The organism is Halomonas sp. DP5Y7-2 (assembly GCF_019802025.1).
Classification (GTDB): Bacteria; Pseudomonadota; Gammaproteobacteria; order Pseudomonadales; family Halomonadaceae; genus Halomonas; species Halomonas litopenaei_A.
This window is the reverse complement of the sequence record NZ_JAHVHY010000007.1, coordinates 289050-312373: the sequence shown is the minus strand read 5'-3', so window position 1 is coordinate 312373 and position 23324 is coordinate 289050. Positions and strand designations below refer to the sequence as shown.

General features: G+C 61.8%; 20 protein-coding genes. 11 read left to right on the top strand and 9 right to left on the bottom strand.

Features of this window, described 5'->3' with window-relative positions:
* Positions 1-47 precede the first annotated feature (47 nt).
* Both KUW18_RS15210 and KUW18_RS15205 read left to right on the top strand, forming a co-directional pair.
* Complete coding sequence (locus KUW18_RS15210; protein ID WP_206938571.1) at positions 48-707, top strand: CoA transferase subunit B; 660 nt, start codon at positions 48-50, stop codon at positions 705-707.
* A 331-nt stretch (positions 708-1038) separates the two neighbouring features.
* On the top strand, positions 1039-2316 hold the full coding sequence (locus KUW18_RS15205; protein ID WP_222561773.1) for an MFS transporter: 1278 nt from the start codon (positions 1039-1041) through the stop codon (positions 2314-2316).
* A 66-nt stretch (positions 2317-2382) separates the two neighbouring features.
* Here KUW18_RS15205 and KUW18_RS15200 read toward each other — a convergent pair whose 3' ends face one another.
* The 3 genes from KUW18_RS15200 to KUW18_RS15190 all read right to left on the bottom strand — a co-directional run bounded on the left by KUW18_RS15200 (position 2383) and on the right by KUW18_RS15190 (position 4822).
* The gene (locus tag KUW18_RS15200) at positions 2383-3141 is read right to left on the bottom strand and encodes a DUF1338 family protein (RefSeq protein ID WP_222238411.1); all 759 of its coding nucleotides are present in this window, start codon (positions 3139-3141) and stop codon (positions 2383-2385) included.
* A gap of 354 nt (positions 3142-3495) precedes the next feature.
* Positions 3496-3759, bottom strand: a complete 264-nt coding sequence (locus tag KUW18_RS15195) for a GrxA family glutaredoxin (RefSeq protein WP_206938577.1) — start codon at positions 3757-3759, stop codon at positions 3496-3498.
* A gap of 226 nt (positions 3760-3985) precedes the next feature.
* On the bottom strand, positions 3986-4822 hold the full coding sequence (locus tag KUW18_RS15190) for an inositol monophosphatase family protein (RefSeq protein WP_206938579.1): 837 nt from the start codon (positions 4820-4822) through the stop codon (positions 3986-3988).
* A 98-nt stretch (positions 4823-4920) separates the two neighbouring features.
* Between KUW18_RS15190 and KUW18_RS15185 the strand changes: the two genes are divergently transcribed.
* Together KUW18_RS15185 and KUW18_RS15180 are read left to right on the top strand one after the other, a co-directional pair.
* Entirely contained in the window at positions 4921-5394 is a 474-nt protein-coding gene (locus KUW18_RS15185) for a [NiFe]-hydrogenase assembly chaperone HybE (RefSeq protein WP_222561772.1), read from the top strand.
* Positions 5395-5530: 136 nt separating this feature from the next.
* Positions 5531-6298 (top strand): 3-hydroxybutyrate dehydrogenase, encoded by a 768-nt coding sequence (locus KUW18_RS15180; RefSeq protein WP_222561771.1) that lies wholly within the window; start codon positions 5531-5533, stop codon positions 6296-6298.
* Positions 6299-6368: 70 nt separating this feature from the next.
* Here the strand turns inward: KUW18_RS15180 and KUW18_RS15175 are convergent, their stop codons facing one another.
* Entirely contained in the window at positions 6369-6908 is a 540-nt protein-coding gene (locus KUW18_RS15175; RefSeq protein ID WP_206938592.1) for a response regulator transcription factor, read from the bottom strand.
* Positions 6909-6929: 21 nt separating this feature from the next.
* Positions 6930-8189 carry an ATP-binding protein gene (locus KUW18_RS15170; protein ID WP_222163852.1) on the bottom strand — a complete coding sequence of 420 codons (1260 nt, stop codon included), beginning with the start codon at positions 8187-8189 and terminating at the stop codon, positions 6930-6932.
* Between the two features lie 334 nt (positions 8190-8523).
* Between KUW18_RS15170 and KUW18_RS15165 the strand changes: the two genes are divergently transcribed.
* Positions 8524-9870 (top strand): efflux RND transporter periplasmic adaptor subunit, encoded by a 1347-nt coding sequence (locus KUW18_RS15165; protein ID WP_222561770.1) that lies wholly within the window; start codon positions 8524-8526, stop codon positions 9868-9870.
* Entirely contained in the window at positions 9867-13028 is a 3162-nt protein-coding gene (locus tag KUW18_RS15160) for an efflux RND transporter permease subunit (protein WP_315900679.1), read from the top strand. Before KUW18_RS15165 ends, KUW18_RS15160 begins: the two co-directional genes overlap by 4 nt.
* Positions 13029-13233: 205 nt before the next feature.
* Here the strand turns inward: KUW18_RS15160 and KUW18_RS15155 are convergent, their stop codons facing one another.
* The 3 genes from KUW18_RS15155 to KUW18_RS15145 all read right to left on the bottom strand — a co-directional run bounded on the left by KUW18_RS15155 (position 13234) and on the right by KUW18_RS15145 (position 17494).
* Positions 13234-14784 (bottom strand): alkaline phosphatase D family protein, encoded by a 1551-nt coding sequence (locus tag KUW18_RS15155; protein ID WP_222561769.1) that lies wholly within the window; start codon positions 14782-14784, stop codon positions 13234-13236.
* Between the two features lie 606 nt (positions 14785-15390).
* A complete protein-coding gene (locus KUW18_RS15150; RefSeq protein ID WP_222163849.1) occupies positions 15391-16428 on the bottom strand; it encodes an aromatic ring-hydroxylating dioxygenase subunit alpha in 1038 nt (345 codons plus the stop codon).
* Between the two features lie 91 nt (positions 16429-16519).
* A complete protein-coding gene (locus KUW18_RS15145) occupies positions 16520-17494 on the bottom strand; it encodes a PDR/VanB family oxidoreductase (protein ID WP_222238420.1) in 975 nt (324 codons plus the stop codon).
* Between the two features lie 263 nt (positions 17495-17757).
* Between KUW18_RS15145 and KUW18_RS15140 the strand changes: the two genes are divergently transcribed.
* From KUW18_RS15140 to KUW18_RS15130, 3 genes are all read left to right on the top strand, one after another.
* On the top strand, positions 17758-18666 hold the full coding sequence (locus KUW18_RS15140; RefSeq protein WP_222561768.1) for a LysR substrate-binding domain-containing protein: 909 nt from the start codon (positions 17758-17760) through the stop codon (positions 18664-18666).
* Between the two features lie 246 nt (positions 18667-18912).
* A complete protein-coding gene (locus KUW18_RS15135; RefSeq protein ID WP_206938603.1) occupies positions 18913-20502 on the top strand; it encodes a peptide chain release factor 3 in 1590 nt (529 codons plus the stop codon).
* A 1-nt stretch (position 20503) separates the two neighbouring features.
* Positions 20504-21283 (top strand): TatD family hydrolase, encoded by a 780-nt coding sequence (locus KUW18_RS15130; protein WP_222163845.1) that lies wholly within the window; start codon positions 20504-20506, stop codon positions 21281-21283.
* 28 nt (positions 21284-21311) lie between these two features.
* On the opposite strand, the gene KUW18_RS15125 is transcribed toward KUW18_RS15130, so the two are convergent.
* Positions 21312-22340: a YgfZ/GcvT domain-containing protein gene (locus tag KUW18_RS15125; protein WP_222561767.1), complete on the bottom strand. Its 1029-nt coding sequence runs from the start codon at positions 22338-22340 to the stop codon at positions 21312-21314.
* A gap of 243 nt (positions 22341-22583) precedes the next feature.
* Here KUW18_RS15125 and KUW18_RS15120 point away from each other — a divergent pair, with 243 nt between their 5' ends.
* Together KUW18_RS15120 and KUW18_RS15115 are read left to right on the top strand one after the other, a co-directional pair.
* Entirely contained in the window at positions 22584-22781 is a 198-nt protein-coding gene (locus KUW18_RS15120; protein ID WP_206938615.1) for a hypothetical protein, read from the top strand.
* Complete coding sequence (locus tag KUW18_RS15115) at positions 22781-23188, top strand: OsmC family protein (RefSeq protein ID WP_222163843.1); 408 nt, start codon at positions 22781-22783, stop codon at positions 23186-23188. The genes KUW18_RS15120 and KUW18_RS15115 overlap by 1 nt, the downstream gene beginning before the upstream one ends.
* The last annotated feature ends 136 nt before the right edge of the window (positions 23189-23324 follow it).

The window sequence follows — 23324 nt, the reverse complement described above, 5'->3', positions numbered from 1 at the left end:
AGCGCCAACGGGCAACCAGCTCCATGACATAGACAAGAGGCATCAAGATGGCACTTACTCGTGAACAGATGGCACAGCGTGTCGCCCGTGAACTCGAAGACGGTTTCTACGTGAACCTGGGCATCGGTATTCCCACCCTGGTCGCCAACTATGTGCCGGAAGGCATGGACGTCATGCTGCAGTCCGAGAACGGGCTGCTCGGCATGGGCCGCTTCCCGACCGAAGAAGAGGTCGATCCGGACATGATCAATGCGGGTAAGCAGACCGTGACGGCGCGCCCTGGTGCGGCCATTTTCTCGTCTGCAGAATCCTTCGCCATGATTCGCGGCGGTCACGTTGACCTGACCGTACTGGGCGCCTTTGAGGTAGACCAGAACGGAAACATTGCCTCGTGGATGGTGCCCGGCAAGTTGATCAAGGGCATGGGCGGGGCCATGGACCTGGTGGCCGGGGCAGAGAACATCATCTGCACCATGACCCACGCCTCCAAGGATGGATCGTCGAAATTGCTGGAGTCGTGCACCTTGCCCCTGACCGGTGCGGGTTGCATCAAAAGGGTGCTGACCGATCTTGCCTACCTCGAGATTGATGACGGCGCCTTTATCCTCAAGGAGCGCGCGCCTGGTGTGAGCGTCGAGGAGATCAAGGAGAAGACCGCCGGCAAGCTGATCGTTCCAGAGCACGTACCGGAGATGGTATTTGACTGATTGACGTGTCAGCTTGAACACGCGTTATCGCGGCCCGGCTCTTGCCGGGCCGCTTTCGTTGAAGTGCTTCAAGGGGTTGTCGATTTTGTGACCATCTTGAGCATGCCCCCCCTGTGGCCGGGCCCCTGGGCCATTCAAACGCCTTGATGCACAGCCTTATCCACAGATTTTGTGGATGAACCTCCTGCGAGGGATGGTCTCCTCTCAACGGATCGGTACAATGCGGCGCCGTTGCCCCCGTATCGTCCCTGTCCTGTCCCTGTAGCCCACCCACGCAGAGTGGACGACAGGCAGGTCGATCGTCCACGTCCCATACCCACGGAGGTTCCCCTTGCGCGCGCTGCCCGCCACGCTACCTGTGCTTTTTCTGTGTGAGATGTGCTTTCTGCTAGGTCACGGCCTGATCATGACCTTGCTGGGGGTCAGGATGTCACTGGAAGGGTTTCCTTCGCAGATGGCAGGCCTATTGATGTCGAGCTTTTCGCTGGGGTTCGTGGCGGGAAGCTATTGGCTCGAGAAGCGCATCCGCAGCGTCGGCCATATTCGCGTGTTTGCGGCCTGCGCCGCCTCCCTGGCAGTCACGGCCATGCTCCATGGTTTATGGGTAAATCCCTGGGCTTGGCTGGTGTGGCGGCTGATTGGCGGTGGTGCCACCGCGGGCCTGCTGATGGTGATGGAGTCATGGGTATCGGGTGAGTCCAGCAATGACAATCGGGGCAAGGTACTCGGCTGGTACATGGTGATCTCGACGACCTCACTGGCGGGTGGGCAATGGATGCTGAACATCGCCGACCCGGCCGGGCCAGTATTGTTCTCGGTAGTCGGTATGCTGTTTGCCCTGTCCCTGGTGCCGCTATCGATTCATCGTATCCACGGGCCCAGCCGCCATGGCGATATTACCCCTCGCAAGATCAAGCTGAAGACGCTCTATCGTCGTGCTCCGGTCGGGCTGGTCGGCGCCTTCACTGGCGGTCTCATGGTCCAGGCCTTCTTTGCCATGACCCCCTACTATGGACAGGAAATCGGTCTGACAACGGCCCAGACCGCGAAATTCATGGCGGTGACCACATTGGTGGCGCTGGTGGCCCAGTGGGGCCTCGGTCGCGTATCGGATCGGCTGGACAGGCGGCGCGTCATCCTGTGGATGGCCATCGTCATGACCGTCACCGGGGCGCTGATTTCGGTAGTGGCGGGCGGCAGTTTCTGGTGGTTGCTGGCGATCGCCTGTGGTCATACCGCCATGTTGCATACGCTGTATTCATTAAGCCTTGCCCACACCAACGACTGGCTGGAGCCGGAAGAAGTGGTAGCCGCCAACGCCAAGCTAATGATGTGGTACGGCATCGGCTCGGTCATCGGCCCCTTCAGTGCGTCGCTGGTGATGCAGGCGGCAGGCCCTGATGGCCTGTGGCTGTTCCTGGGCATGGCGGCGTTTTCGCTGGCCATGTTTGTGATGGTGCGACTGCATGATGAACGAGATCGCCACGTGGAGCAGGAGCCCTTCGTGGCTCAGCCGGTCATGGAGACACCGCATTTCGCCGAGGTCGATCCACGCTACGAACCGCAGCAGCTGGAACTGGATCTTGAGGCTGAGTCGACCCCGAGCTGACAGCCGGTGCGCCAGGTCGAGTGCATGTCGTCTTGGATATGCACGCAGGTGTTGACGCTATGTGCGCTAGAGGATTTCGCAGCGACTGTGGGGTGGCAGCATCACGTCGGCGGTGCGCTCCTGGCCGGCACTGGCCTGTTTTTCCAGCAGCAGCAGTCCACCCAACTGCACCCGATGTTCATCACCATGGGCGAAGGCCAGTCGGCGTGAACAGGTAGGGTAGAAGCGATGCTCGACCATGGCCGACATCGGCAACGGGAGGTCATCGTCGTCGCCGAGGGCAAGTCCTTGCTGGCGCACCGCATTATCCAGCTGTGACAGGGGTCGTCCCAAGTGGTGGCAGTCTAGCGCCACGTGATGGACCCTGGGGCCCATCACTGACAGCCAGGCAGCCAGCGGGTGGGCTGCATGCAGGCGTTCATACAGCGACCAGTCAGGCATCGGCCAGGGACGGCAAGCACCGGGAAGGGGCAGGGCCGAAGGGTGGCCCTGCTTGACCAGCGATAGCAGCGCGTCCCGAGGCGCTCGCGAGAGGCGGGTGGTCTGCAGCTCCACGATGATGATACGCGGGCCATCGCCAAGCCCCCCTAGCAAGCAGGCCAGCAGGCCTCGCTCGGGCAGGGCATAGCGGTGCAGCGGGCGGTAGTCATGGGCTTCCAGCATCGGCAGCAATGACGCGAGATTCCATGGCGACTGGCTCAAGGTCACCAAGGTAAAGCTCTCGATCGGCGCATCCACTGGCCACAGGCGCAAGGCACTGACATCCGGATGCTGGTGAATGTAGTCCAGCCTGAGTTGCTGAACGAGGCGCTGCTGCTCTGTCATTGCCGTTCCTTGCCTGCCCGATACCTGAGCCATGAGTATAGGCATGGCGTCGTCAGGACCATTCAACGACGCGAGAACGTTTGTCTGCTTGGATCTTGGATGACGTCGTTTTTGCTCGCTTGAGCATAAAAGCCTGCGCATAAAAAAACGGCGAGGGGTCCGATGGATCCCTCGCCGTGCTTTTACCAAGAGCTTTCTCGACGTGTTTTTTCACGTGTCTTTCAGGTGTCTTCCACGCGTCCTTCGCGTCGTTCAGCACATCAGGCTCCCCGATCACCGCCTACCGCGGTGTCTTTACCGCGTAGCCGTTCACGGTGGTGCCTGGCCAGGTGTCCAGCCGACTCCCGGTGGTGGTCAGGCAGGCAACATGGCGTTGTCACGGACGTACTGATCGAATTCCGTGAAACCACCGACGTGGGTCTGGTCCACGAAAATCTGCGGCACGGTGGTCACAGGCTTGCCAATGGTCTTTTCCATGTCGGCTTTAGTGATGCCTTCTTCATGGATATCTACGTAGCGGTAGCCTTCGATGCTGCCGGCATCGCTCAGGGTGTTGGCAAGCTCCTTGGCGCGCACGCAGAAGGGGCATCCAGGACGACCGAAAATAACAACAAACATGACATCTCCTTGCATACGCAATGCATTGACGAGTGGTGTCTGTGACCCGCGTGAAGACGCTTCGAAGACGACCTTCAAAGGCGTTGGTTAAGCCCTATCGGTTGGTCGTAGGTGAGAACAGCACAACGAAGCGAGCAGGTCGACGAAGAAAGTGGCGCGCATTGTGACGGATTGTGCTGTCGAAGGCCAATAGGTGGAACATATCTCTCCCTATCGGCCATCGCTATCACGCCTGGTCGGCGCTGTCCTCACGCAGCTCGCCGGCGTCGGCACGGCGCAGTAGATCGGCCAATTCGGCGTGGATGCTCGGTGCGCTGACCAACAGGTTTTCACCGTACAGGTCCTCCGGCAGACCACCAGGACAGGGGTAGAGGTGTCCGGTGGTGGCGCCAGCCTCGGCGGCAATTAGCCAACCGGCGGCGAAATCCCAGGGGGATACGGTTTCGTAATAGGCATCCAGCCGACCGCGAGCCACGTCACACAGGTCCAGCGCGGCGGAGCCATTGCGGCGGATGTCGCGGCAGCGATGAAGCACCGCGCCGAGTCGACGCATCAGCGGGGGACGGCTGTCACGCCGATAGGGAAAACCGGTACCGACCAGGCTGGCGTCCAGGCTCTTCGCCTGGCTCGCCTTGATCGGCTGGTCGTTGCACCAGGCACCCTTGCCGCGAACGGCGGTGTAGGTCTCTCCCAGGAACGGGGCATGCACCACGCCGAGTTGGGTGACCCCATCCTTGACGTAGGCAATCGACACCGCCACATGACACAGCCCGTGGGCAAAATTGACGGTGCCATCAATGGGGTCGACCACCCACAGGTCGCCACCTTGCTCCAAGGCATCCTTATCGGGCGAGAGTTCCTCGCTCAGGCGCTCTTCGCCGGGGAAAGCCGACTCCAGTCGCTGGCTGATCATGGTGTCGACGGCGACGTCGGTATCCGTGACCAGCTCCTGTCCGTCCTTGTAATGGTGCTGTAGATCGTCATTGTCGCGGGCGTCAGCGATCATCTGACCTGCGGCTTTCGCGATCTCGATGGTAACGGCCAGGCGCTCCTCGAGGTTCATGGGGCACTCCTTGCAGGGGACAATGGTGTAGAGTCTACCATCGCCACGATCTCACGCCGATATCTCGCACCCCGTGCCGCGTCAGTAGAGGAAACATCATGAGCGCCCTGACCCGCGATCAATACCGTCGTCTCGAGGCCCTGGCGGTCACCTATCGCGTTGCCCACCAGCAGGCATTGGACGTGTGCGCGGGCTCGCGCCGGGGGCTGAAGGTCGACGCGCTGTGTTTCGGGGGCTGTCCCGGTCATCCAGACTGGCTGCTGGGTGCCTGGCTGACGCCATGTCATCTGTCCCTTGCGCTGGTCAGAGATGTGTCGCAGCCGTCGGCGTCCGAAGCGCCAGGCCTGGGCGACCGTCCCGCCAACGTCCCCACCGATGAGGCTTTCCGTTCTCCATGGTATGTGACCCTGCCACGTGGTGAGTTCGCATTTTATCGGGAGGCGCTAGGCGACAGCTGGCTGTGGCGATGTGAGTTGCTGTCGGATCTGGACGATGTCGATGATATGGGCGAGGCCTGTCGCCTGGCTCAGCGGCTGATGGACCGCGTCATGACGGAAGCTTCCCCAGGCTGAACGATCCCTTGTTTCGACTATGGGATGGCTGGCGCTGCACTGCAGCACTATCTATGCTGGTGCCCTAATGTACGGCGCCGTTAGTGGCGAACCGTACGGGCGATAACCTGCAGACGCCTCGCGCAAGGAGAGAGAGATGAGTGCCAATTCCCCGACCAGGGTCGCGCTGGTGACCGGCACCAGCAGTGGCATCGGAGCCGCGGTCGTGGCCGAGCTACGAGCCCAGGGACATGAGGTGCTGGCCGTCGACTTCAACCCGGAAGGGCGCCAGACTGCAGAGGCCGAGGGCGCCGCCTTCTATCAGGCTGACCTGACCCAGGGCGAGGCGTGTCGCGGCGCAGTGGATGAGGCGCTGGCACGTTTCGGTCGCGTGGATATTCTGGTCAACAATGCGGGCATTCAGCATGTCGCACCGATTGTCGATTTTCCCCAGGAGCAGTGGCGCCGGATCATCGATCTCATGCTCACCGCCCCCTTCCTGCTGACCCAGGCCGTGTGGCCGTCGATGCGTGACAATGGCTGGGGGCGGATCATCAACATTGCCTCGGTGCACGCTCAGGTGGCGTCGCCCGGCAAGTCGGCCTATATCAGCGCCAAGCACGGCATGATCGGGTTGACCAAGACCGCTGCATTGGAAGGGGGCGCGCAGGGGATTACGGCCAATGCGCTGTGTCCTGCCTATGTGAAGACACCGTTGGTGGATAACCAGATCAGCGATCAGGCCAAGCTGCATGGCATGGAGGAGCAGCAGGTCATTGAGCAAATCATGCTCAAGAACGCTGCGGTGAAGCGGTTGATAGAGCCCAGCGAGGTCGCTTCTCTGGTGGCGTACCTGGCCTCGGATGCGGCTGGCGCGGTTACCGGTGCCAGTTGGAATATCGACCTGGGCTGGACAGCACAGTAGTCATCGCGGAGACGTCACATGGGTCAGACGCCGACCAGTCGACCGGCGTCTGACACATCGCACCAGCGCGTCAGCGCCTGACCGGGCGCTTCTGCAGCTTGCGTTGCAGGGTTCTGCGGTGCATGCCTAGCGCTCTGGCGGTGGCTGAGATATTGCCATCGTGCTCCTGCAGAACCTTTTGAATATGCTCCCAGGTAAGCCGGTTGATCGAGGGAGGGTTGTCCGCCACTTCCGTCTCGGGGTTGCCTTCACGCTGCTCTAGCGCGGCCAGCACCTCGTCGGCGTCTACCGGCTTGCACAGGTAGTTGACGGCACCCAGCTTGATCGCCTCCACCGCCGTCGCGATGCTGGAGTAGCCGGTCAGTACCACGACGCGACACTGGGGAACGACTTCCAGCAGTTCGGGCAGCAGTTTCAGCCCGGACTCCTGGTCGAGTTTCAGGTCCAGGGTGGCGACATCGGGCTGGTGACTGCGGGCCAGTTCCAGCGCCTGGGTGGCGTCCAGCGCCACCTTGACGTCATGTCCTCGGCGCTGCATGGCGCGTTCAAGGACGTGGCAGAAGACGTCATCATCATCAATGATCAGTAGCCTGTGTGCGGTGTCTTGCATGATGTCCTCTATCGGGGAGACTCAGCTGACGCGGGGCAGTGACACCTCGGTCAAGGTGCCGCCTTCGGGGTGATTATACAGACTGACGCCACCGCCGAAGCGATTGATGGTGGCATGGGTAAGAAACAGTCCAATACCAAGTCCCTTGCTCTTGGTAGAGACGAAGGTGTCGCCCAGCTGATCGGCAATCGACATGGGAATGCCCGGACCGTGGTCGCGAATGTCGATGACGACCTGGTCCGCCGTCCAGTCGAGCTGGATCGCGATGTCGTCCGGTCGTGCATCGGCCGCATTGTTCAGCAGGTTGGTCAGCGCCTGGTCCAGGGTGGTATCGACGGCAATCATCGGTTGTCCCCGGCGTCGCAAGACACTGACTTCATGGGTGACATCCGGTCGCAGGACACGCCAGCGATCGATCACCCCTTCAAGCCAGGTCCTGGCATCGAGTCGTTTGGGCTCATCCTTGCGTTGCAGGTCGGCGCTGTCGACGAGATGGCGCAGGCGGGCCTTGCAGGTATCGACCTGCTGGCGCAGCAGGTCAATATCCTCCACCAGGCGTGGATGGTCGGCATGTTCACTCTTCAATTCGGACAGCACGACCGCCATGGTCGACAGTGGGGTACCCAGCTCATGGGCGGTGCCGGCGGCCTGTGTTGCCACGGCCAGCACCTGTTCGGAGCGCAGCGCGGCCTCCCGAGTTCGGGCCAGGGCCTGCTCCCGATGGCGCAGTGCGTGGGCCATCTTGTAGATGAAGAAGGTGACCAGACCGGCAGACAGGAAGAAATTGAGCCACATGCCGAGCACATGCAGGTTCACGCTCGAGGCATAGTGAGAGCCCAGCTGCGGTACGGGGTGATAGACCACCATCAGCGCGCTGTAGCAGGCCATGGCCGTGATGGCCAGAATCCAGGCATGACGCCAGGGCAAGGTGGCGGCGGCGATGGTTACCGGTACCAGATAGTAGGTGATAAAGGGATTGGTGGCCCCACCAGTGAAATAGAACAACAGCGTCAGGCCGGCGACGTCCAGCAGCAGGTGGAGTAGATACTCGTGGTGGCTGACATCCCGGGGGCGGCCGAGTCGCCACCAGGTGGCGATGTTGATGACGCCCATGGCCACAATCACGGCGATGACGGCAGGGACATCCAGGGCGAAGTCCAGCAGCTCGATACCCACGATGATGGCCACCAGGAAGCCGGTCCAGGTGATTCCCCGCACGAAGGTGAGGCGAACCAGATTACGGTTTGGCGTCGATAGGGGTAGCGGAAGTGCGGCTTGCATGATGTCTCCCTCATTAAGTGGCGGCATGATACCGCATCGCGCAATGGACCGTCGTATGTCTCGAGCTTGCTTGCCCAGATCAAGAGCTTTGGAGCCTGGCGATTGCGTTGTCACCCCAGCTGAGCAACAGTGGCAAGCTGATGTGGCGGCAGCGCTGAGGCCGCGTCGCTGACCTGGGCAGGCGGAACAACACTGGTAGCGCAGTGTCGGCAACGCAATGACAGCGCTTGCGGGAATATCGGTAGCGCAGACATTGCGCTGGTGCGGACATCGACGGCACTCACGCTTGGCCAAGCCAGCGGCCGTTGATGCAAGAACAAGGGACTGGATGTACATGTTGAAGCGACTGTTACCGCTGTTGATTCTAGGGCTCGGGGTCGGAGGATTTCTGCTGCTCAAGGCGACCCGGCCGACGCCGCCACCGGTGACGGTTGCAGAGCGGGAATGGCCAGTATCGGCAATGACGCTCTCTCTGGGGCGCCACACGCCCAGACTGGCGCTGTATGGGGAAGTGGTCGCGCCCGACCGGGTCGAGCTGATGGCCTCCCTGGATGGGCATATCGCCGAGCGCCCTGTGCGCGAGGGCGAACACGTGGCCGAGGGTGACCTGCTGGTGGCGCTGGCTGACGAGGATGTCGACCCGGTGGTGGCGCGGGCGGAGTCTGAGGTGGCGCGACTGGACGCGGAGGTGGAGGCCGAGCAGGTTCGCTTCGACAGCGACGGCAAGGCGCTGGCTCGGGAGCAGGAGCTGCTGAACAATGCCAGAAGCCAGCTTGAACGCATGCGATCCCTGGTCAACCGAAACCTGGCCTCCCGTGCTGAGCTGGACGCCGATGAAAATGACATTGCCCGCGCTCAGGTCACTCTGGTGAGTCGTCAAGGCGAGCTTGACGGTCATCCGGCCAGGCTGGCCAGCCTGGAAGCACAGCGACGCCAGGCACAGGCTGCCTTGTCAGAGGCGCGTCGAGACGCCAGGCGGGCCAGGGTCCAGGCACCCTTTGCGGGGATAGTCAGTCAGGTCCAGATTGCCCCTGGGGACCGTGTCCGCGATGGAGACCCGTTGCTCGAATTGATACCTCTTGCTGGCCTCGAGGTGCGGGCGAGGGTGCCTCGTGGTGTGCAGGCGGAGTTGATGACAGGTCTCGACCAGGGCGTCGACGTCTACGCCTTTGACGACGAAGGGGGACGCTATCGGCTACGGGCCTTGTCCGGTCAGGGAGATCCTGCCGGTACGGAAGCCATCTTCGAGGCGCTGCCGTCGACGCCACGTCTGCGTCCTGGGGCATTGGTGTCGCTGTTCGTCGAGCGTCCGGCGGTTGCTGACAGCGCCTTGATCCCGTTCAGCGCCGTGTATGGGGCGGACCGAATCTATGTGATCGAGCAAGGCCGCCTGGTCCCCATCAGCGTGACCCGGCACGGCGAAGCGCCGGGGCCAGGCGGTGGCTCCTGGATGATCATCAGCGGTGAGGGCCTGGCCGATGGGCAACGCTTGGCCACGACTCACCTGCCCAATGCCATCGAAGGGCTGCGGGTGACGGATCTGTCTTCCCGTGAGTCCGAATCAACCTCCCAGCCGCCAGCCCAGCGTTCATCTCAGACCCAGACTCCGTCACAGGAGCAGAGTACCACCGACACGGCCACGGTTGCCGGCAGCGCATCCATCGAGGAGGACGCGCCGTGAGCAACGACCCACGGTCCTCGGGTGTCATCGGTTTCTTCACACGTCATCGGGTCGCCGCCAACCTGGTGATGGTGGTCATGCTGATGGGTGGGGTGCTTGGGCTGAGCCGGATGAACATCCAGTTCTTTCCGGACTTTGCCCTGGACATCGTGTCGGTACAGACGGTCTACACCGGTGCCTCGGCCGAGGACGTCGAGCAGGGCATCACGATCCCGCTAGAGCAGCGGCTGCGCAACCTTGATGGACTCAAGCGAATGACGTCGACCTCCGCCCAGGGGGTGTCGAGCATAACTCTGGAGTTCTACGAGGGGACCGACCCGGTGCTGGCGCTGGACGATGTACGCGAGCAGGTTGACGGCTTCGATAACTTGCCGAGTGCTGCAGAAGAGCCCCGGGTGGCCCGGGCCAAGGAGTATGAACCGGTCGCCCGCCTGCTGGTGTCTGGTGACGTGGATGCGCAGGCGCTGCGGAGCCTGGCAAGGCGCTTCGAGGACGAGCTGCTGGCGGCGGGTATCGATCGGGTGGTCCTCGATGGCATGCCTGAGCAGCAGATCAGTGTGCAGGTGCCTGTGGAGCGTCTGGGGCAGCTTGACTTGACGCTGCCGGAGGTGGCCCAGCGTCTCGATGGTATGTCCGTTGACCTGCCGGCGGGACTTCTCGGCAGCCAGGACGGCGAGCGGGAATTACGTGCGGTGCAGCAGCGCCGTGATGCCCAGGAGTTTGCCGATATCGCGGTGCGTGGCGGACAACGCGTGCGCCTGGCACTGGGAGATATCGCCTTTATCCGTCAGGAAGATCGTCCCCGGCAGATGGCCATGCAGTATGCAGGGCGACCTGCGATCGAGCTGGTGCTGCAGCGCTCCGAGAGCGGCAACTCGCTGGAGGCCGCCACCACGCTGCAGCAATGGCTGGACACCACTCGGCCCAATCTGCCCCAGAGCATCAAGCTGGATGTCTACGATGAGAGCTGGCAGTTCCTCTCCGAACGTATTGGGCTGTTGATCAACAATGGTCTGGGCGGCCTGGTCCTGGTCCTGGGCCTGCTCTATCTATTTCTTCCCGCCAGGGTGGCCCTGTGGGTCGCCATTGGCATTCCGACGGCGTTTCTTGGCGCCATGGCCGTGTTCTGGCTGATCGGTGGATCCGTCAACATGATGTCACTGTTTGCGTTGATCATGGCGCTGGGGGTGATCGTGGATGATGCCATCGTCGTCGGTGAGGACGCTGATGCCCACTTCCGGGCCGGTGAACCCGCGCGGCTGGCCTCATCGGGGGCCGCTAACCGCATGTTATGGCCGGTGGTCGCCTCATCCCTGACCACCGTCGCAGCCTTCATGCCACTGCTGATGGTGGGGGGCATCATCGGCAATATCCTGCGCGATATCCCGGTGGTCATGATCTGCGTTCTGGTGGCCTCGCTGCTGGAGTGTTTCGTGGTGCTCCCGGCCCATCTTCGAAATGCCTTTGGCGTGACTGCCGAGAAGGCTGGCGGGGGGTGGCTTAACCGCCTTAGAGCTCGGTTCGATCGTGGCTTCGACCGTTTTCGAGAGGGGCCGTTTCGGCGCTTCTCCCAGACGACGCTGCGCCATCGGGCCGTGACCCTCTCTGCCGCCATCGCCCTGGTGATACTCACCATTGGTCTGCTGGCAGGGGGACGCCTCGCCTTCAACTTCTTTCCCGCCCCGGAACCCAGTGTGCTGTATGCCAACCTCAGCTTTGTGACGGGTACCGCCAGGGATCAGGTGGAGGAATATCTGGAGGACATGGTAGATGGCCTCGACGACACCGAGCAAGCGCTCGGCGGGGAACTGGTCAAACACGCCGTAGTGCGTATTGGCAGCACCCTTGCGGTGGACGGTAGCGGTCGTACGGGGGATAACGTCGGCAGCATTTTGGTGGAGCTGGTGCCATCGGATCAGCGAGATGTGCGCAACCTGGCCTTCATTCGTGCCTGGCGTGAACGGCTAACAGAACGTCCTGGGCTGGATACCCTGACCATCGTCGAGCAGACCAGTGGTCCGCCCGGCAAGGACGTCAACGTTCGCCTGACCGGTGAATCTGCCGAGGAGCTCAAGCGCGCGGCCGAGTCGCTGGCGCTGAGCCTGGAACAGATACCCGGCGTGCTGGAGCCCGAGGATGACATGCCCTGGGGGCGCGAGCAGCTGATCTACTCCGTCAACGACTATGGCCAGGCCCTGGGCCTTTCGACACGGGAGCTGGGGGATCAGCTGCGGGCTGCCTTCGACGGGGTGCTGGTTCAGACCTATCAGGACGGTGCCGATGAAATCGAAGTCAGGGTGCTGTTGCCGCAGCAGCAGCGTGATCACCTGGCAACGCTACCGCGGCTGATGATTCGGGTTGATGATGGACGTCTGGTGCCCCTTGACCAGGTCATGACGCTGAAGCACCGGCAGGGTTTCGAGGCGCTGAGGCATGCGGATGGTCAGTTGGCTATTGAGGTAGGGGCCGATCTCGACAGCGAAGTCACCAACACCGAGGAAGTGATTGCGGCGCTTGAGGCGTCGGTGCTCCCGGCGCTGTCTGAACGCTACCACCTGCGCTACAGCTACGAGGGCTTGGCCGCGGACCAGCGGGAGACCTTTGCGGACATGCAGACCGGGCTGATCATCGGTCTTGGCCTCATGTACGTGGTGCTGACCTGGGTGTTCGCCTCCTGGAGCCTGCCCTTGATCGTGATGGCAACGATTCCGCTGGCGCTGACCGGTGCGCTGCTGGGTCACTGGTTCATGGGGCTCGACCTGACGATCCTGTCGATCTTCGGCCTGTTTGGACTGTCCGGCATTGTCGTCAACAATGCCATCATTCTGGTCGCGTTCTATCGCATTCAGCGAGAAAAAGGGCTTGGCATCGACGCGGCGTTGAACGAGGCGGTGGTGCAGCGGGTTCGCGCGGTCTTCCTGACCTCACTGACGACCATCGGCGGCTTGACGCCACTGCTGTTTGAGACATCGCTTCAGGCCCAGTTCCTGATTCCCATGGCGGTCACGATCGCCTTTGGCCTTGGGGTGTCGACCTTGCTGGTACTGGCGGTGATTCCAGTGCTGCTCAGCTACCTTGAGCACCTCAGAGAGTGGCTTTATGCCCGCCGCCACAGATCGCCAGGGCAGCCATCGCCAGATCAGCCACAGGAACCTTGATGCTTGATGCCCGACAGGTCAGCGATCGTCGGCATCCGATAGGCTCGTTCTGGGAAAGGGACGTCCTGGGTTAGGGGCGTGCTGGGACAAACAGACGGCAGGTGCACGTCCAGCAAGCGGGCAGGTAATCGATTCCAGCATCACCTGCCCGCAGTCTCATCAGGCGCCTGCTCTGCGCGCCTGAAAGGTGGGTTGATCCAGCGGCTTATGCCGTCTCAGGTGTCAGGACTTGCTGATGCAGGGTGGCGCCTTCCACGTCCTTGAGGGTAACGGTCAGGGCCAGGCTGTCACCGTCCAGGTCGACCTGGCCGAAGAACTGGTACCCCTCGCTTGGCGGCAGGTTGACGCGACCATCGGCGGGGGCCTTCTGGAACACCACTTGCGGTCCGAAGGTGCCGTCCAGTGCGTTGGGGCCAAAGGTGCCTGCGTGAAGCGGTCCGCTGACAAACTCCCAGAACGGGGTGAAGTGCTTGAAGCTGGCGCGCTCCGGTGCGTAATGGTGAGCGGCGGTATAGTGCACGTCGGCGGTCAGCCAGACCACATTGGTAATGCGGTGGTCGGCGATGGCCTTGAGCAAACGCGCGATCTCATGCTCACGGCCGGACGGCAACCCGTTATCTGCGTTGGCGACCGCTTCAAAGTTGTCGCCATCACCGACCACCAGGCCGACTGGCATGTCGGAGGCAATGATCTTCCAGGTGGCCGTGGACGCCTTCAATGCCTCGATCAGCTCATCCACCTGGCGCTGCCCCATCAAGGCCGATGCCGGGTCCGTGGCGGCCTGTTGATTGGTGCTATTGGCGGCGCGATGGGTGCGCATGTCGAGCATGAACATCTCGAGCTCTGGCCCATAGTGGAAACGCCGGCGGATCATCTCCGGGGCTTCTGGCCGCTGACGAATCGGCATGTGTTCCAGGAAGGCGCGACGCGCTCGTGCCGCCAGCAGGGAGACGTTCTTTTCGCTGTAGCGGGGATCATCAAGGATTTCCCCGGGGTACCAGTTGTTGACCGTCTCGTGATCATCCCATTGGGCAAACATCGGCACCTGGGCATTGAAGCGCTTGAGGTTGTCATCCAGCAGGTTGTAAACATACTGGCCGCGGTACTCTTCCAGGGTCTCGGCAACCTTGCTCTTGGCTTCGGTCATGCGATTGCGCCAGACGCTACCGTCTTCCAGATTGACCGTTTCCTCGAGCGGGCCGTCGGCGTAGATAGTGTCCCCGGAGTGCAGGAAGAAGTCCGGAGACTGCTTGAGCATGGTGTCGTAGATGCGCATGCCGCCCCGTGACTCATCGATGCCCCAGCCCTGACCGACGGTATCCCCGGACCACACGAAGCGCACCGAGCGTGCGCGCTGGCCTGGCATGACCAATCGGCCCACCGTGGGCTCGCTCAGGGCTCGGGCATCGCCGAGCGCTGCGTAGCGCACGCGGTAATGCACTTCTTCCATGTCGCCCAGCCCGGTGATATCCAGCTTCGTGGTCAGGCCACTGGTGGGCAGGGCGGTAGGACCCTGTAACGTGCGGGCGTTGGCGAATGTCGGGTTGTCCGCGATCTCCACCAGCATCTGGGCGGGACGGTCTACACGGGACCAGAGAATGGCGCGGTCCTGGGTAACATCGCCGGTCATCACCCCTGAGGTCAGCAGGGGGCGGCGTGCCTCGGCTAGCACAATGCCTGGTGCCGCGGTCATCAATCCTAGTCCCGCGCCGGCCTTAAGGCCTAGGCCGAGAAACTGGCGTCGTGTGGTAAACATGGGGCTCTCCTTGTCATACGGTCCGGGGGATGCTGTCGTCAGCGGGCAGAGGTCGCGACAGGGGCTATCGACAGGGGCTATCGACAGGGGCTATCGACAGGGGGCTTTCGACAGGGGCTATTGATAGGGGCTATCGAAGAACTACCGATAGGGACTATCAAGAGACGTTGTCGACTTCCCAGATCAGGTGCCTGGCGTGGGCAATCGGTTGCGTATCAGGGTGGCGACCTGAGGCGGCAACCCGTCTTAAGCGTTGCTGCTCAGAGCCCTTCTGTTTTGTCCCCTCTGTGCTACCCACTGATTGGGCGCGCAGCCAGGCGTGGATAGCGTGGCCTGGATAGCGTGGAGTGGGTCAAACCGAGCGCTGACGACGGGAAATAGTGTCGTGCCGGCGCGTGACAAACTGATCGCAGAGATATGTCACTACGGTGTCTGGTGCCCGTGGCGATGACAGTACCGTTAGTCGGTGGCGTCCAAGGGAGGCTTCCGAAGGAGACTTGCGTGTAGGCGCTAACGGCCGGCGCCACCCGGCAGACGAGGCTCCCGGGTGGCGCTGGTGGGTGGGTGCACGCGCCCGTGAGCGGGCGCCATGGCAGCGATGAAGGATCAGGCAGAGTCGGTGGGTTGTTCTGCCGCGACCCGGCGCTCGACCATCTTGCGGATTCTGGCAGGGGCGTTGTCGATACCTAGACGGACCCGCTCACGAATGCCGGTACGATCCTGTTCCTTCTGAATTTCCTCAAGAATGTCGAGGTCCTCGTTGAAGGTCAGGGTCATCAAGTGCTCCACGTCGCGATCGACGTCGTCGTTGGTGGGGTGATAGTTGCGCACGTGCAGCCAGAAGTAGTGGGTGGTCGAGTCGGTTTCAGGCGTCAGGAAATTGAAACTGTAGGAGCGTAGTCCCTTGTCCTTGTTGTCCTCGGTAGGTTCGACGCCGGTATCGATGCCGCCGAAATCGACGTAGGACACCGACGGCATGTGCAGGTAATAGTACTGCCAGCGGTCGGTATTCCCCTTGAAGTTACCCATCTTTTCGAACAGCGGGACCGGCGGCTCATCCTTGATCCAGCGGTAGGCCAGTACGTGGCTGTCGCCCTGCTCTACCTTGACGCTGACGTCGCTGGCGCTGGCACCACCAATGGTACGCTTGTGCACATAGGTCGTATGGGCTGGATCCACCAGGTTGTCGGTGATGTTCAGATAGTTCGACTTGAAGTGCAGATACTGGCCATCCACCAGTCCCCAGCCGTCTTCACCGTAGTGGGGCACCTCCACAATCTGCGAGGGGTCGGCAAGCTCGGGTTCACCCATCCAGATCCATACGGCGTTGTAGCGTTCCACGACCGGGAAGGCTCGCACCTTGGCGCTGGGCGGAATATTGGGCTGTCCAGGGATGCGCGAACACTTGCCTGTGCAGTCGAACATCATGCCGTGGTAACCACATTCGACCTCGTCGCCTTTCAACTCGCCCAACGATAGTGGCGCCAGCTTGTGAGGGCAGCTGTCGAGAAGGGCGGCGGGTTCGCCGTTCTCGCGGCGATACATGACCACGGGTTCATTGAGAATGGTGCGTGGCAGTAGCTTGCGCTGCACTTCTTCGCTCCAGGCGGCGACGTACCAGGCATTGCGAATGAATTGAGCCATGGTGTTTCTCCTCTCTTGTTATTCGGTCCTGTTGTTCGGTCGTGTGTTTCGGTGGTATCTACTCGATGGGGCTATCAATGGATCAAGGGGGCTACGCTTTGAGTGACAGACTGGGGGTCGTGGATCGCGATACGCAGATGCACATGGAACTATTTGACTCGTGGTCTTCTTCGCTCAGGCAGTAGTCGCGGTGCTCTGGGGTGCCGTCGATGACATCCACCGCGCAGACCCCGCACTCACCGCGATTGCAGTCGTACAAGGGGTCCAGGCCGGCGGCGATCATCACTTCCAGAATGGTCTTGTCCGGCGGCACCTCGAGGGTCATGCCGGATTCGGTCAGTTCAACCTGGAAGCCGGTGTCACCTGTCTGCTGTGCGGTACTCGCAAACAGTTCAAAATGCACCTGTTCCGCTTCCCAACCGTTGGCCTTGGCCGTTGCAATGACGGCGTCGATCAGCCCGCGAGGGCCACAGACATAGACGTGCTTGCCGGGGGCTGGGGGACCCATCAGGGTAGCGAGCTGCAGGCCTTTGCTCGGGTCTCCACCGTCGAAGCACAGGTGAGCATGCTGACCGCACAGGCTTTCGATATGTGCTCGATAGGCCATAAGCCCCGGCGCTCGAGCGCCGACATGCATCTCATAAGAAGCGCCCTGTGCCTGCAACTGTGCGGCCATCGAGAGTATGGGGGTGATACCGATGCCGCCGGCGATCAGGACGTGGTGCGTGCCATCCTGTGCCAGAGGGAAGTCGTTGCGTGGACAGGATGCGCCAACAGTGACACCTTCCTTCAAACCATGCATGTAGGCGGAACCACCGCGGCTTTCCGGCTCCAGCTGCACGGCAATCTCGTAGTGAGAGGTGGGGTCCTGGCTATTGACCAGGGAGTAGGCACGCTCATCCCGACTGCCGTCAGCTAGCTGGACCTCTACTTTCAGGTGTGCGCCGGGAGTGAAGGCTGGCAGCGCCTGGCCGTCAGGGGATACCAGCTCGAAGGCTTTGATGGTGGGAGTCAGCTGGCGAATCCGGCGTACGGTCAGTGTGAGGCGAGTCTCTGCGGTTGGCATTATTGTTTCCTCTCTTGGCATCACGGCTGACTCCACTGTAGGAAGCCCCGACCACGAGAAAAACGCGGATATTGGAGAAAATAATTGCGTCGATGGGATAGTGGCTGGAGTCGTGTCTGAGATGGCCCTCAAGAGAGCCCTTAAGAGAGCCCCGCACGAGACAAGGCGTCAGCTGAGCGACGGTTATGCTGGCGCTGAGCAAGGTGACGATAGCCAGGATCGGCTCTAATCGTGGGTGTCCATGGAACAAGGAAGCGAGCGTCATGACCTACCCGAATGCCAACAGCATGCTGTGGTTCGCCTGCATCGTGGATCTAGGAAGCTTCGGGCAAGCCTCTGAGCGGCTGGGAATACCCTCCAGCACCTTGAGTCGCAAGTTGAGGGAGCTGGAACGCAACTTGGGGATACGGCTGCTGGAGCGCACCACCCGGCGTATGCACCTGACCGAGGCCGGCGCGGTGTTCTATCAACACTGTGTGGCCATGCGGCGGGAAGTCGAAGATGCACAACTGGCCGTGGGCCAGCTGCAGTCGACCCCGAGTGGAGTGCTGAAGGTGGCGTCGCTCTACACCTTTGGTTCTCAGTACCTGGCGCCGTTGTTGGGAGGTTTTCTGCAGCAGTATCCAGATATCCGCCTGCAACTGACCCTGAACGATACCTCGGTGGACCTGCTTGCCGAGGGAATGGATATCGCGCTTCATGTGGGGCCGGTGGAGCAGGGGGGCTATCGCTTTCGTAAACTGGGCGAAGCGGTGATGCGGCTGTACGCAAGCCCCAGGTACCTGGACCGTCATGGACGGCCTAGTCACCCGGACGAACTGGTCAACCACGTAACGCTTGCCCAATCGCCCAACCCCGAGAGAGAGCGGGTGGTGTGGCAGCTCTGGCAGCCGGAGCATGAAGCCCTGCGTGTGCAGCTAAGGCCTGCGCTGGTCTCCAACGAACCGCTGTCGGCGCTGAACACTGCTCTTGGGGGGCATGGGATCTATTTTGGGACCTCGCTGATGGCCAGGCCCCACCTCGCGGAAGGGGCTCTGGAGGCCGTACTGCCGTCCTGGCGTGGCCCGACGCTGGAATTTCACGCGGTGTTTCCCAGTCGTAGTGGGCTGCCACCCAAGGTGCGCGTGTTTATTGACTATCTGGCGGAGCATATAGAGGAGAGTCTGGCCTAGGGCTCGTCTGAAAAGTGCCTGCGCCTAGCTCCTGGGCGTTTTCGGCCAACTCAAGGGAAACTGGACTGGCCCGTGGAGGTTTCCCGGATATCCATTCAGGCTCAGGCTCAGGCTGGGGAGGGGCGGCAGCGGATGTCCCGTCTGGGTGGATGCAGGCAGGGGCCTCGTCGCGGTATCATGGCGACTTTGCACACGGCGCCTAAGTGCCCGTGTCCCCACTCGACGAGCAAGCAGGCGTAAGTCTTCATGTCCAACCCCAAGCAGGCTCAGGAAACCGGGCTTCGGCGTACCTTTGCCATCATCAGTCACCCGGATGCGGGTAAGACCACCATCACCGAAAAAATGCTGCTGTTCGGAAATGCCATCCAGATGGCGGGGTCGGTGAAGAGCAAGCGTGATGATCGTCATGCCACCTCGGACTGGATGAAAATGGAGCAGGAGCGGGGGATCTCGGTGACGACCTCGGTCATGCAGTTCCCCTATGGCGGACGCATGGTCAACCTGCTCGACACTCCCGGGCACGAAGACTTCTCTGAAGATACCTATCGCACCCTGACCGCGGTGGACTCTGCCCTGATGGTCATCGATGGCGCCAAGGGGGTCGAGGATCGCACCATCAAGCTGATGGAGGTCTGCCGCCTGCGTACCACCCCGATCCTGACCTTCGTCAACAAGATGGACCGCGATATCCGTGATCCCATCGAGGTGATGGATGAGGTCGAGACCGTGCTGAACATCCAGTGCGCGCCCATGACCTGGCCGATCGGGATGGGGCGCCAGTTCAAGGGCGTCTATCACCTCTACAATGATGTCATTCACCTCTACACCCAGGGGCAGGGCAACCGAATCCCCGATGACAAGCGCATCGAGGGATTGGACAGCCCCGAGGTCGACGCCGTGCTCGGGGAAGATGTGGCTGAAGAACTGCGCATGGAGGTAGAGCTGGTGCGCGGTGCTTCCCATACGTTCGACCTTGAGGCGTACCGCCGTGGGGAGCTGACGCCGGTGTACTTTGGTACAGCGATGGGTAACTTTGGTGTGCGCGAGATGCTCGATGGCTTTGTCGAGTACGCGCCGCCGCCCCAATCGCGGGAGACCGATGTGCGCGAGGTGCCCGCTGAAGACGAGCGCTTCACCGGGTTCGTGTTCAAGATCCAGGCCAACATGGATCCCAACCACCGCGATCGCATTGCCTTCCTGCGGGTATGCTCGGGCAAGTACGAGAAGAACATGAAGATGCGCCACGTGCGTATCAAGAAGGACGTCAAGATTGCCGACGCCCTGACCTTCATGGCGGCAGACCGTGCGCATGTGGAAGAGGCCTGGCCGGGTGACATCATCGGTCTGCACAACCACGGCACGATTCAGATCGGCGATACCTTCACGCAAGGTGAGGATATGCGCTTCACCGGGATTCCGCACTTCGCACCTGAGCTGTTCAAGCGCGTGCGGCTGAAGGATCCGCTGAAGATGAAGGCCCTGCAGAAAGGCCTGCAGCAGCTGTCGGAAGAGGGGGCGACCCAGGTGTTCATGCCGGTGGACAACAATGACCTGATCCTTGGCGCGGTGGGCACCCTGCAGTTCGATGTGGTCGCCCATCGCCTGAAGGAAGAGTACAAGGTCGATTGCATCTACGAGGGCGTGAACGTCAATACGGCGCGCTGGGTCTACTGCGACGATGCCAAGATGCTTGAGGAATTCAAGCGCAAGGCCAGTGCCAACCTGGCCATCGATGGCGGTGGTTATCTCACCTATATCGCGCCGACCCGGGTCAACCTGCAGATGACCCAGGAGCGCTGGCCGGACATTCGATTCCGCGAGACCCGCGAGCACTGACATGTTGATCGACGCCCATTGTCATCTGGACAACGCGGCATTTGATCCCGATCGTGACGCTGTCCTGGCCAGGGCGCGTCACGCCGGCGTCGATCAACTGGTGGTGGCGGGCACCCATCGCCAAGGATGGCAGGCAACCCTGCAGCAGAGCCATCACGATCGTGTGCATGTCTGCCTGGGGTTACACCCGGTGTTTCTTGCCCATCATCACCTGAGTGGTGGTGACGACGATCTGGCGGCGCTGGCACGGGCCCTGGATCAGCATCCCGAGTGTGTCGCCGTGGGTGAATGCGGTATCGATGCCCGCTTTGGCGATACTCTCGAGCAGCAGTGGCGACTGTTCGATGCCCAGCTGGCGCTGGCCAAGGAACGCGACTTGCCGGTGGTGGTGCATTGCGTGCGGGCCAATGACGAGGTGGCCAAGCGACTGCGTCAGCTGGCGCTGCCGGCCGGTGGCGTCATTCATGCCTTTTCCGGGTCCGCGCAGCAGGCGAGCCGGTTCCTGGACCTGGGTTTCGTGCTGGGCCTGGGGGGAGCGGTGACCTATCCGCGCGCGGCGAGGCTGAGGCGGGCCGTCGTCTCGCTACCTGATGACGGTTTCCTGCTGGAGAGCGACAGTCCAGACATGCCGCTATGCGGCCATCAGGGGCAGCGCAACGAGCCTGCCAGGGTGGCCCAGGTATGCGACTGCGTAGCCGAGCTGCGACGGCAGACCATCGAGCGGGTGGCAGACTGCAGCAGCGCTAACGCCCGCAGGGTGTTTCGGCTGCCACCCGGATGATGGCAGCCTCGCTGTATCGTTCTGAGACCTAGACCAGCGTCTCTGGATCAAGCCGTTCCACCGCATAGGGCAAATGCAGCAACTTGCACTTCTGGCCCTCGGCCTCAAGCGCCATCTCCTCCGCCTTGGTGTTGAGGACGGCCAACACCTCTACCTGTGCGTAGGCGTCCAGGGCGCTTGCGACGACCTCACCCTGGCGCTTTCCTTCTGAATCCAGCACGTCGGAGCCTGCGGCCGGTAATTGAGTGCCTGCAAGCTGGGCCCGGTAGAGACGCTTCTTTACCTGGCCACGGAAGTGCGCTCGGGCGACGACCTCCTGTCCGGTGTAGCAGCCTTTCTTGAAGCTGATGCCGGCCAGCCCCTCCCAGTTGAGCATCTGGGGCAAGAAGCTGTCCTGCTGGTTGGCGTCAATGAAATGCAGCCCCGCCTGAATATCCGACAGTCGCCAGACGTCATTGCCGACAATGCTGCATTGCTGCGCCAAGCGCTCGAGCAGGGACCTGGCATCTTGCTCCTGGAGCATGATGACGTAGCGATCCCGTTGGCCCGGGTGCGCCAGTACCATCAAGGTGTCCTGGGTGGCCTGATGCCATACGGCTGGCGCTTTAAGGTCACAGTCGACCTCTGCCAGCGCGGCGGCCTCCTGCCCGATCAGGCCGATCATGGCCAGATCATCCCGTTGCTCGAGGGATACCTTGTAGAAGGCAGCAAACTTGCCAAGATGGTTGGCCATTGGGGCGATCAGGCTGCGATGCATCAGCAGGCGATAGTGGTCCGGCGCCACCTGCATGAGCTGGCCATTGGCGAGCATGCGTCCCTTGGGCGTGCAGAAGCAGGTCAATGGCGCGAAGTCACCGTTGGCATGCTGGACCTGGGCACTGGTCTGCCCTTGCAGAAAAGCGCTGGCATCGGCGCCGGTGATATCCAGAGCACCCAGGTGCACCAGCGGTGTGACCACGGTGCCGTCGAGGGCCTGTCGAGGCGCGTCGGGGGTCGTAAACTCGACCTGATCCGGGCCGCTGATATGACCGCCTAGCGCGGTGATCCAATCCGTCATGAGACCGTCCTGTCCGGCGGTAAGAAGTGGGTGCAGCATGTGAGCATCATGCATGTTATGCGCATGCGTGCAATGTGAGGGCGGACCCAGCGTTTTGCAAGCACGCGACCGCCGCCTGTCGGGACGCCGTCTTGTCCCTTCCTGTACTCGAACGGTCGAGGCCGGAGGATTGCGCCGCTGTCAGTCATGGCTGCCCATGCTAAGCTTTCGGGTTCGTCCACAGCGTTCAGGAAGTGATATTCGATGGCTCAATATTCTCTTGAGTTTAAGGGCGTGGATAGCGCCGAGCAGGTCAACCAGATCACCACCGCGCTGATGATGCTCGATGGTGTCGACAGCGTAGAAGTCGGTCGGCACGGGGCCGAGGTGGAGGGGAGAGCGCGTCGAGAGGCACTGATTGAGGCGATCAAGCGCCTCAAGCTCGGCATCGAGGTGAAGTGATGACCATCCATGTCACCACCGAGAAAGACGGCAAGCTGAGGCAGCGCGTTTCCATCGAGAGCTTCGACGACATTCTGGTCGACGTGCCGGTGCCCTATGGCGGAGACGGCCTGGCACCGGACCCACACGACTACTTCGACCTGTCGTTAGGCGCTTGCAAGGCCATCACCGCCCAGATGTACGCTCGCCGCAAGGAATGGCCCCTGGAGGGGGTCAGCGTGGTGGTCACCCGCGATGAGCGCGATGAACGCAAGGGGATCTACCGGCTCGATGTGGCGATGACGTTTCACGGAGTTGCCGACGCTCAGATGCAGGCACGGCTGGAAGAGATCAGCCACAAGTGTCCCATTCATCGGCTGATGACCAGCTCCACGGTCGAGATCACCACGCGCACCCTGGCAGAGTGAGCGCGTCAGGGCGCCGCTATTGCCTGGCTTCCGCCGCACCCTGGCTTTCGTTGCACCGCTTTATGGCACGTTGGTCGTGGCAGCGATGGTGTGTAGCTAGTGTCGGAGACGTGGCGATGGCGGTGGGGCTTGAAGG

Coding starts and splice junctions, on each gene's coding strand:
- KUW18_RS15125 (WP_222561767.1), bottom strand. CDS start 22,340: ATGACGGATTGGATCACCGCGCTAGGCGGTCATATCAGCGGCCCGGAT.
- KUW18_RS15155 (WP_222561769.1), bottom strand. CDS start 14,784: ATGTTTACCACACGACGCCAGTTTCTCGGCCTAGGCCTTAAGGCCGGC.
- KUW18_RS15140 (WP_222561768.1), top strand. CDS start 17,758: ATGACCTACCCGAATGCCAACAGCATGCTGTGGTTCGCCTGCATCGTG.
- KUW18_RS15150 (WP_222163849.1), bottom strand. CDS start 16,428: ATGGCTCAATTCATTCGCAATGCCTGGTACGTCGCCGCCTGGAGCGAA.
- KUW18_RS15210 (WP_206938571.1), top strand. CDS start 48: ATGGCACTTACTCGTGAACAGATGGCACAGCGTGTCGCCCGTGAACTC.
- KUW18_RS15120 (WP_206938615.1), top strand. CDS start 22,584: ATGGCTCAATATTCTCTTGAGTTTAAGGGCGTGGATAGCGCCGAGCAG.
- KUW18_RS15190 (WP_206938579.1), bottom strand. CDS start 4,822: ATGAACCTCGAGGAGCGCCTGGCCGTTACCATCGAGATCGCGAAAGCC.
- KUW18_RS15130 (WP_222163845.1), top strand. CDS start 20,504: ATGTTGATCGACGCCCATTGTCATCTGGACAACGCGGCATTTGATCCC.
- KUW18_RS15180 (WP_222561771.1), top strand. CDS start 5,531: ATGAGTGCCAATTCCCCGACCAGGGTCGCGCTGGTGACCGGCACCAGC.
- KUW18_RS15185 (WP_222561772.1), top strand. CDS start 4,921: ATGAGCGCCCTGACCCGCGATCAATACCGTCGTCTCGAGGCCCTGGCG.
- KUW18_RS15200 (WP_222238411.1), bottom strand. CDS start 3,141: ATGACAGAGCAGCAGCGCCTCGTTCAGCAACTCAGGCTGGACTACATT.
- KUW18_RS15170 (WP_222163852.1), bottom strand. CDS start 8,189: ATGCAAGCCGCACTTCCGCTACCCCTATCGACGCCAAACCGTAATCTG.
- KUW18_RS15165 (WP_222561770.1), top strand. CDS start 8,524: ATGTTGAAGCGACTGTTACCGCTGTTGATTCTAGGGCTCGGGGTCGGA.
- KUW18_RS15115 (WP_222163843.1), top strand. CDS start 22,781: ATGACCATCCATGTCACCACCGAGAAAGACGGCAAGCTGAGGCAGCGC.
- KUW18_RS15145 (WP_222238420.1), bottom strand. CDS start 17,494: ATGCCAACCGCAGAGACTCGCCTCACACTGACCGTACGCCGGATTCGC.
- KUW18_RS15175 (WP_206938592.1), bottom strand. CDS start 6,908: ATGCAAGACACCGCACACAGGCTACTGATCATTGATGATGATGACGTC.
- KUW18_RS15195 (WP_206938577.1), bottom strand. CDS start 3,759: ATGTTTGTTGTTATTTTCGGTCGTCCTGGATGCCCCTTCTGCGTGCGC.
- KUW18_RS15135 (WP_206938603.1), top strand. CDS start 18,913: ATGTCCAACCCCAAGCAGGCTCAGGAAACCGGGCTTCGGCGTACCTTT.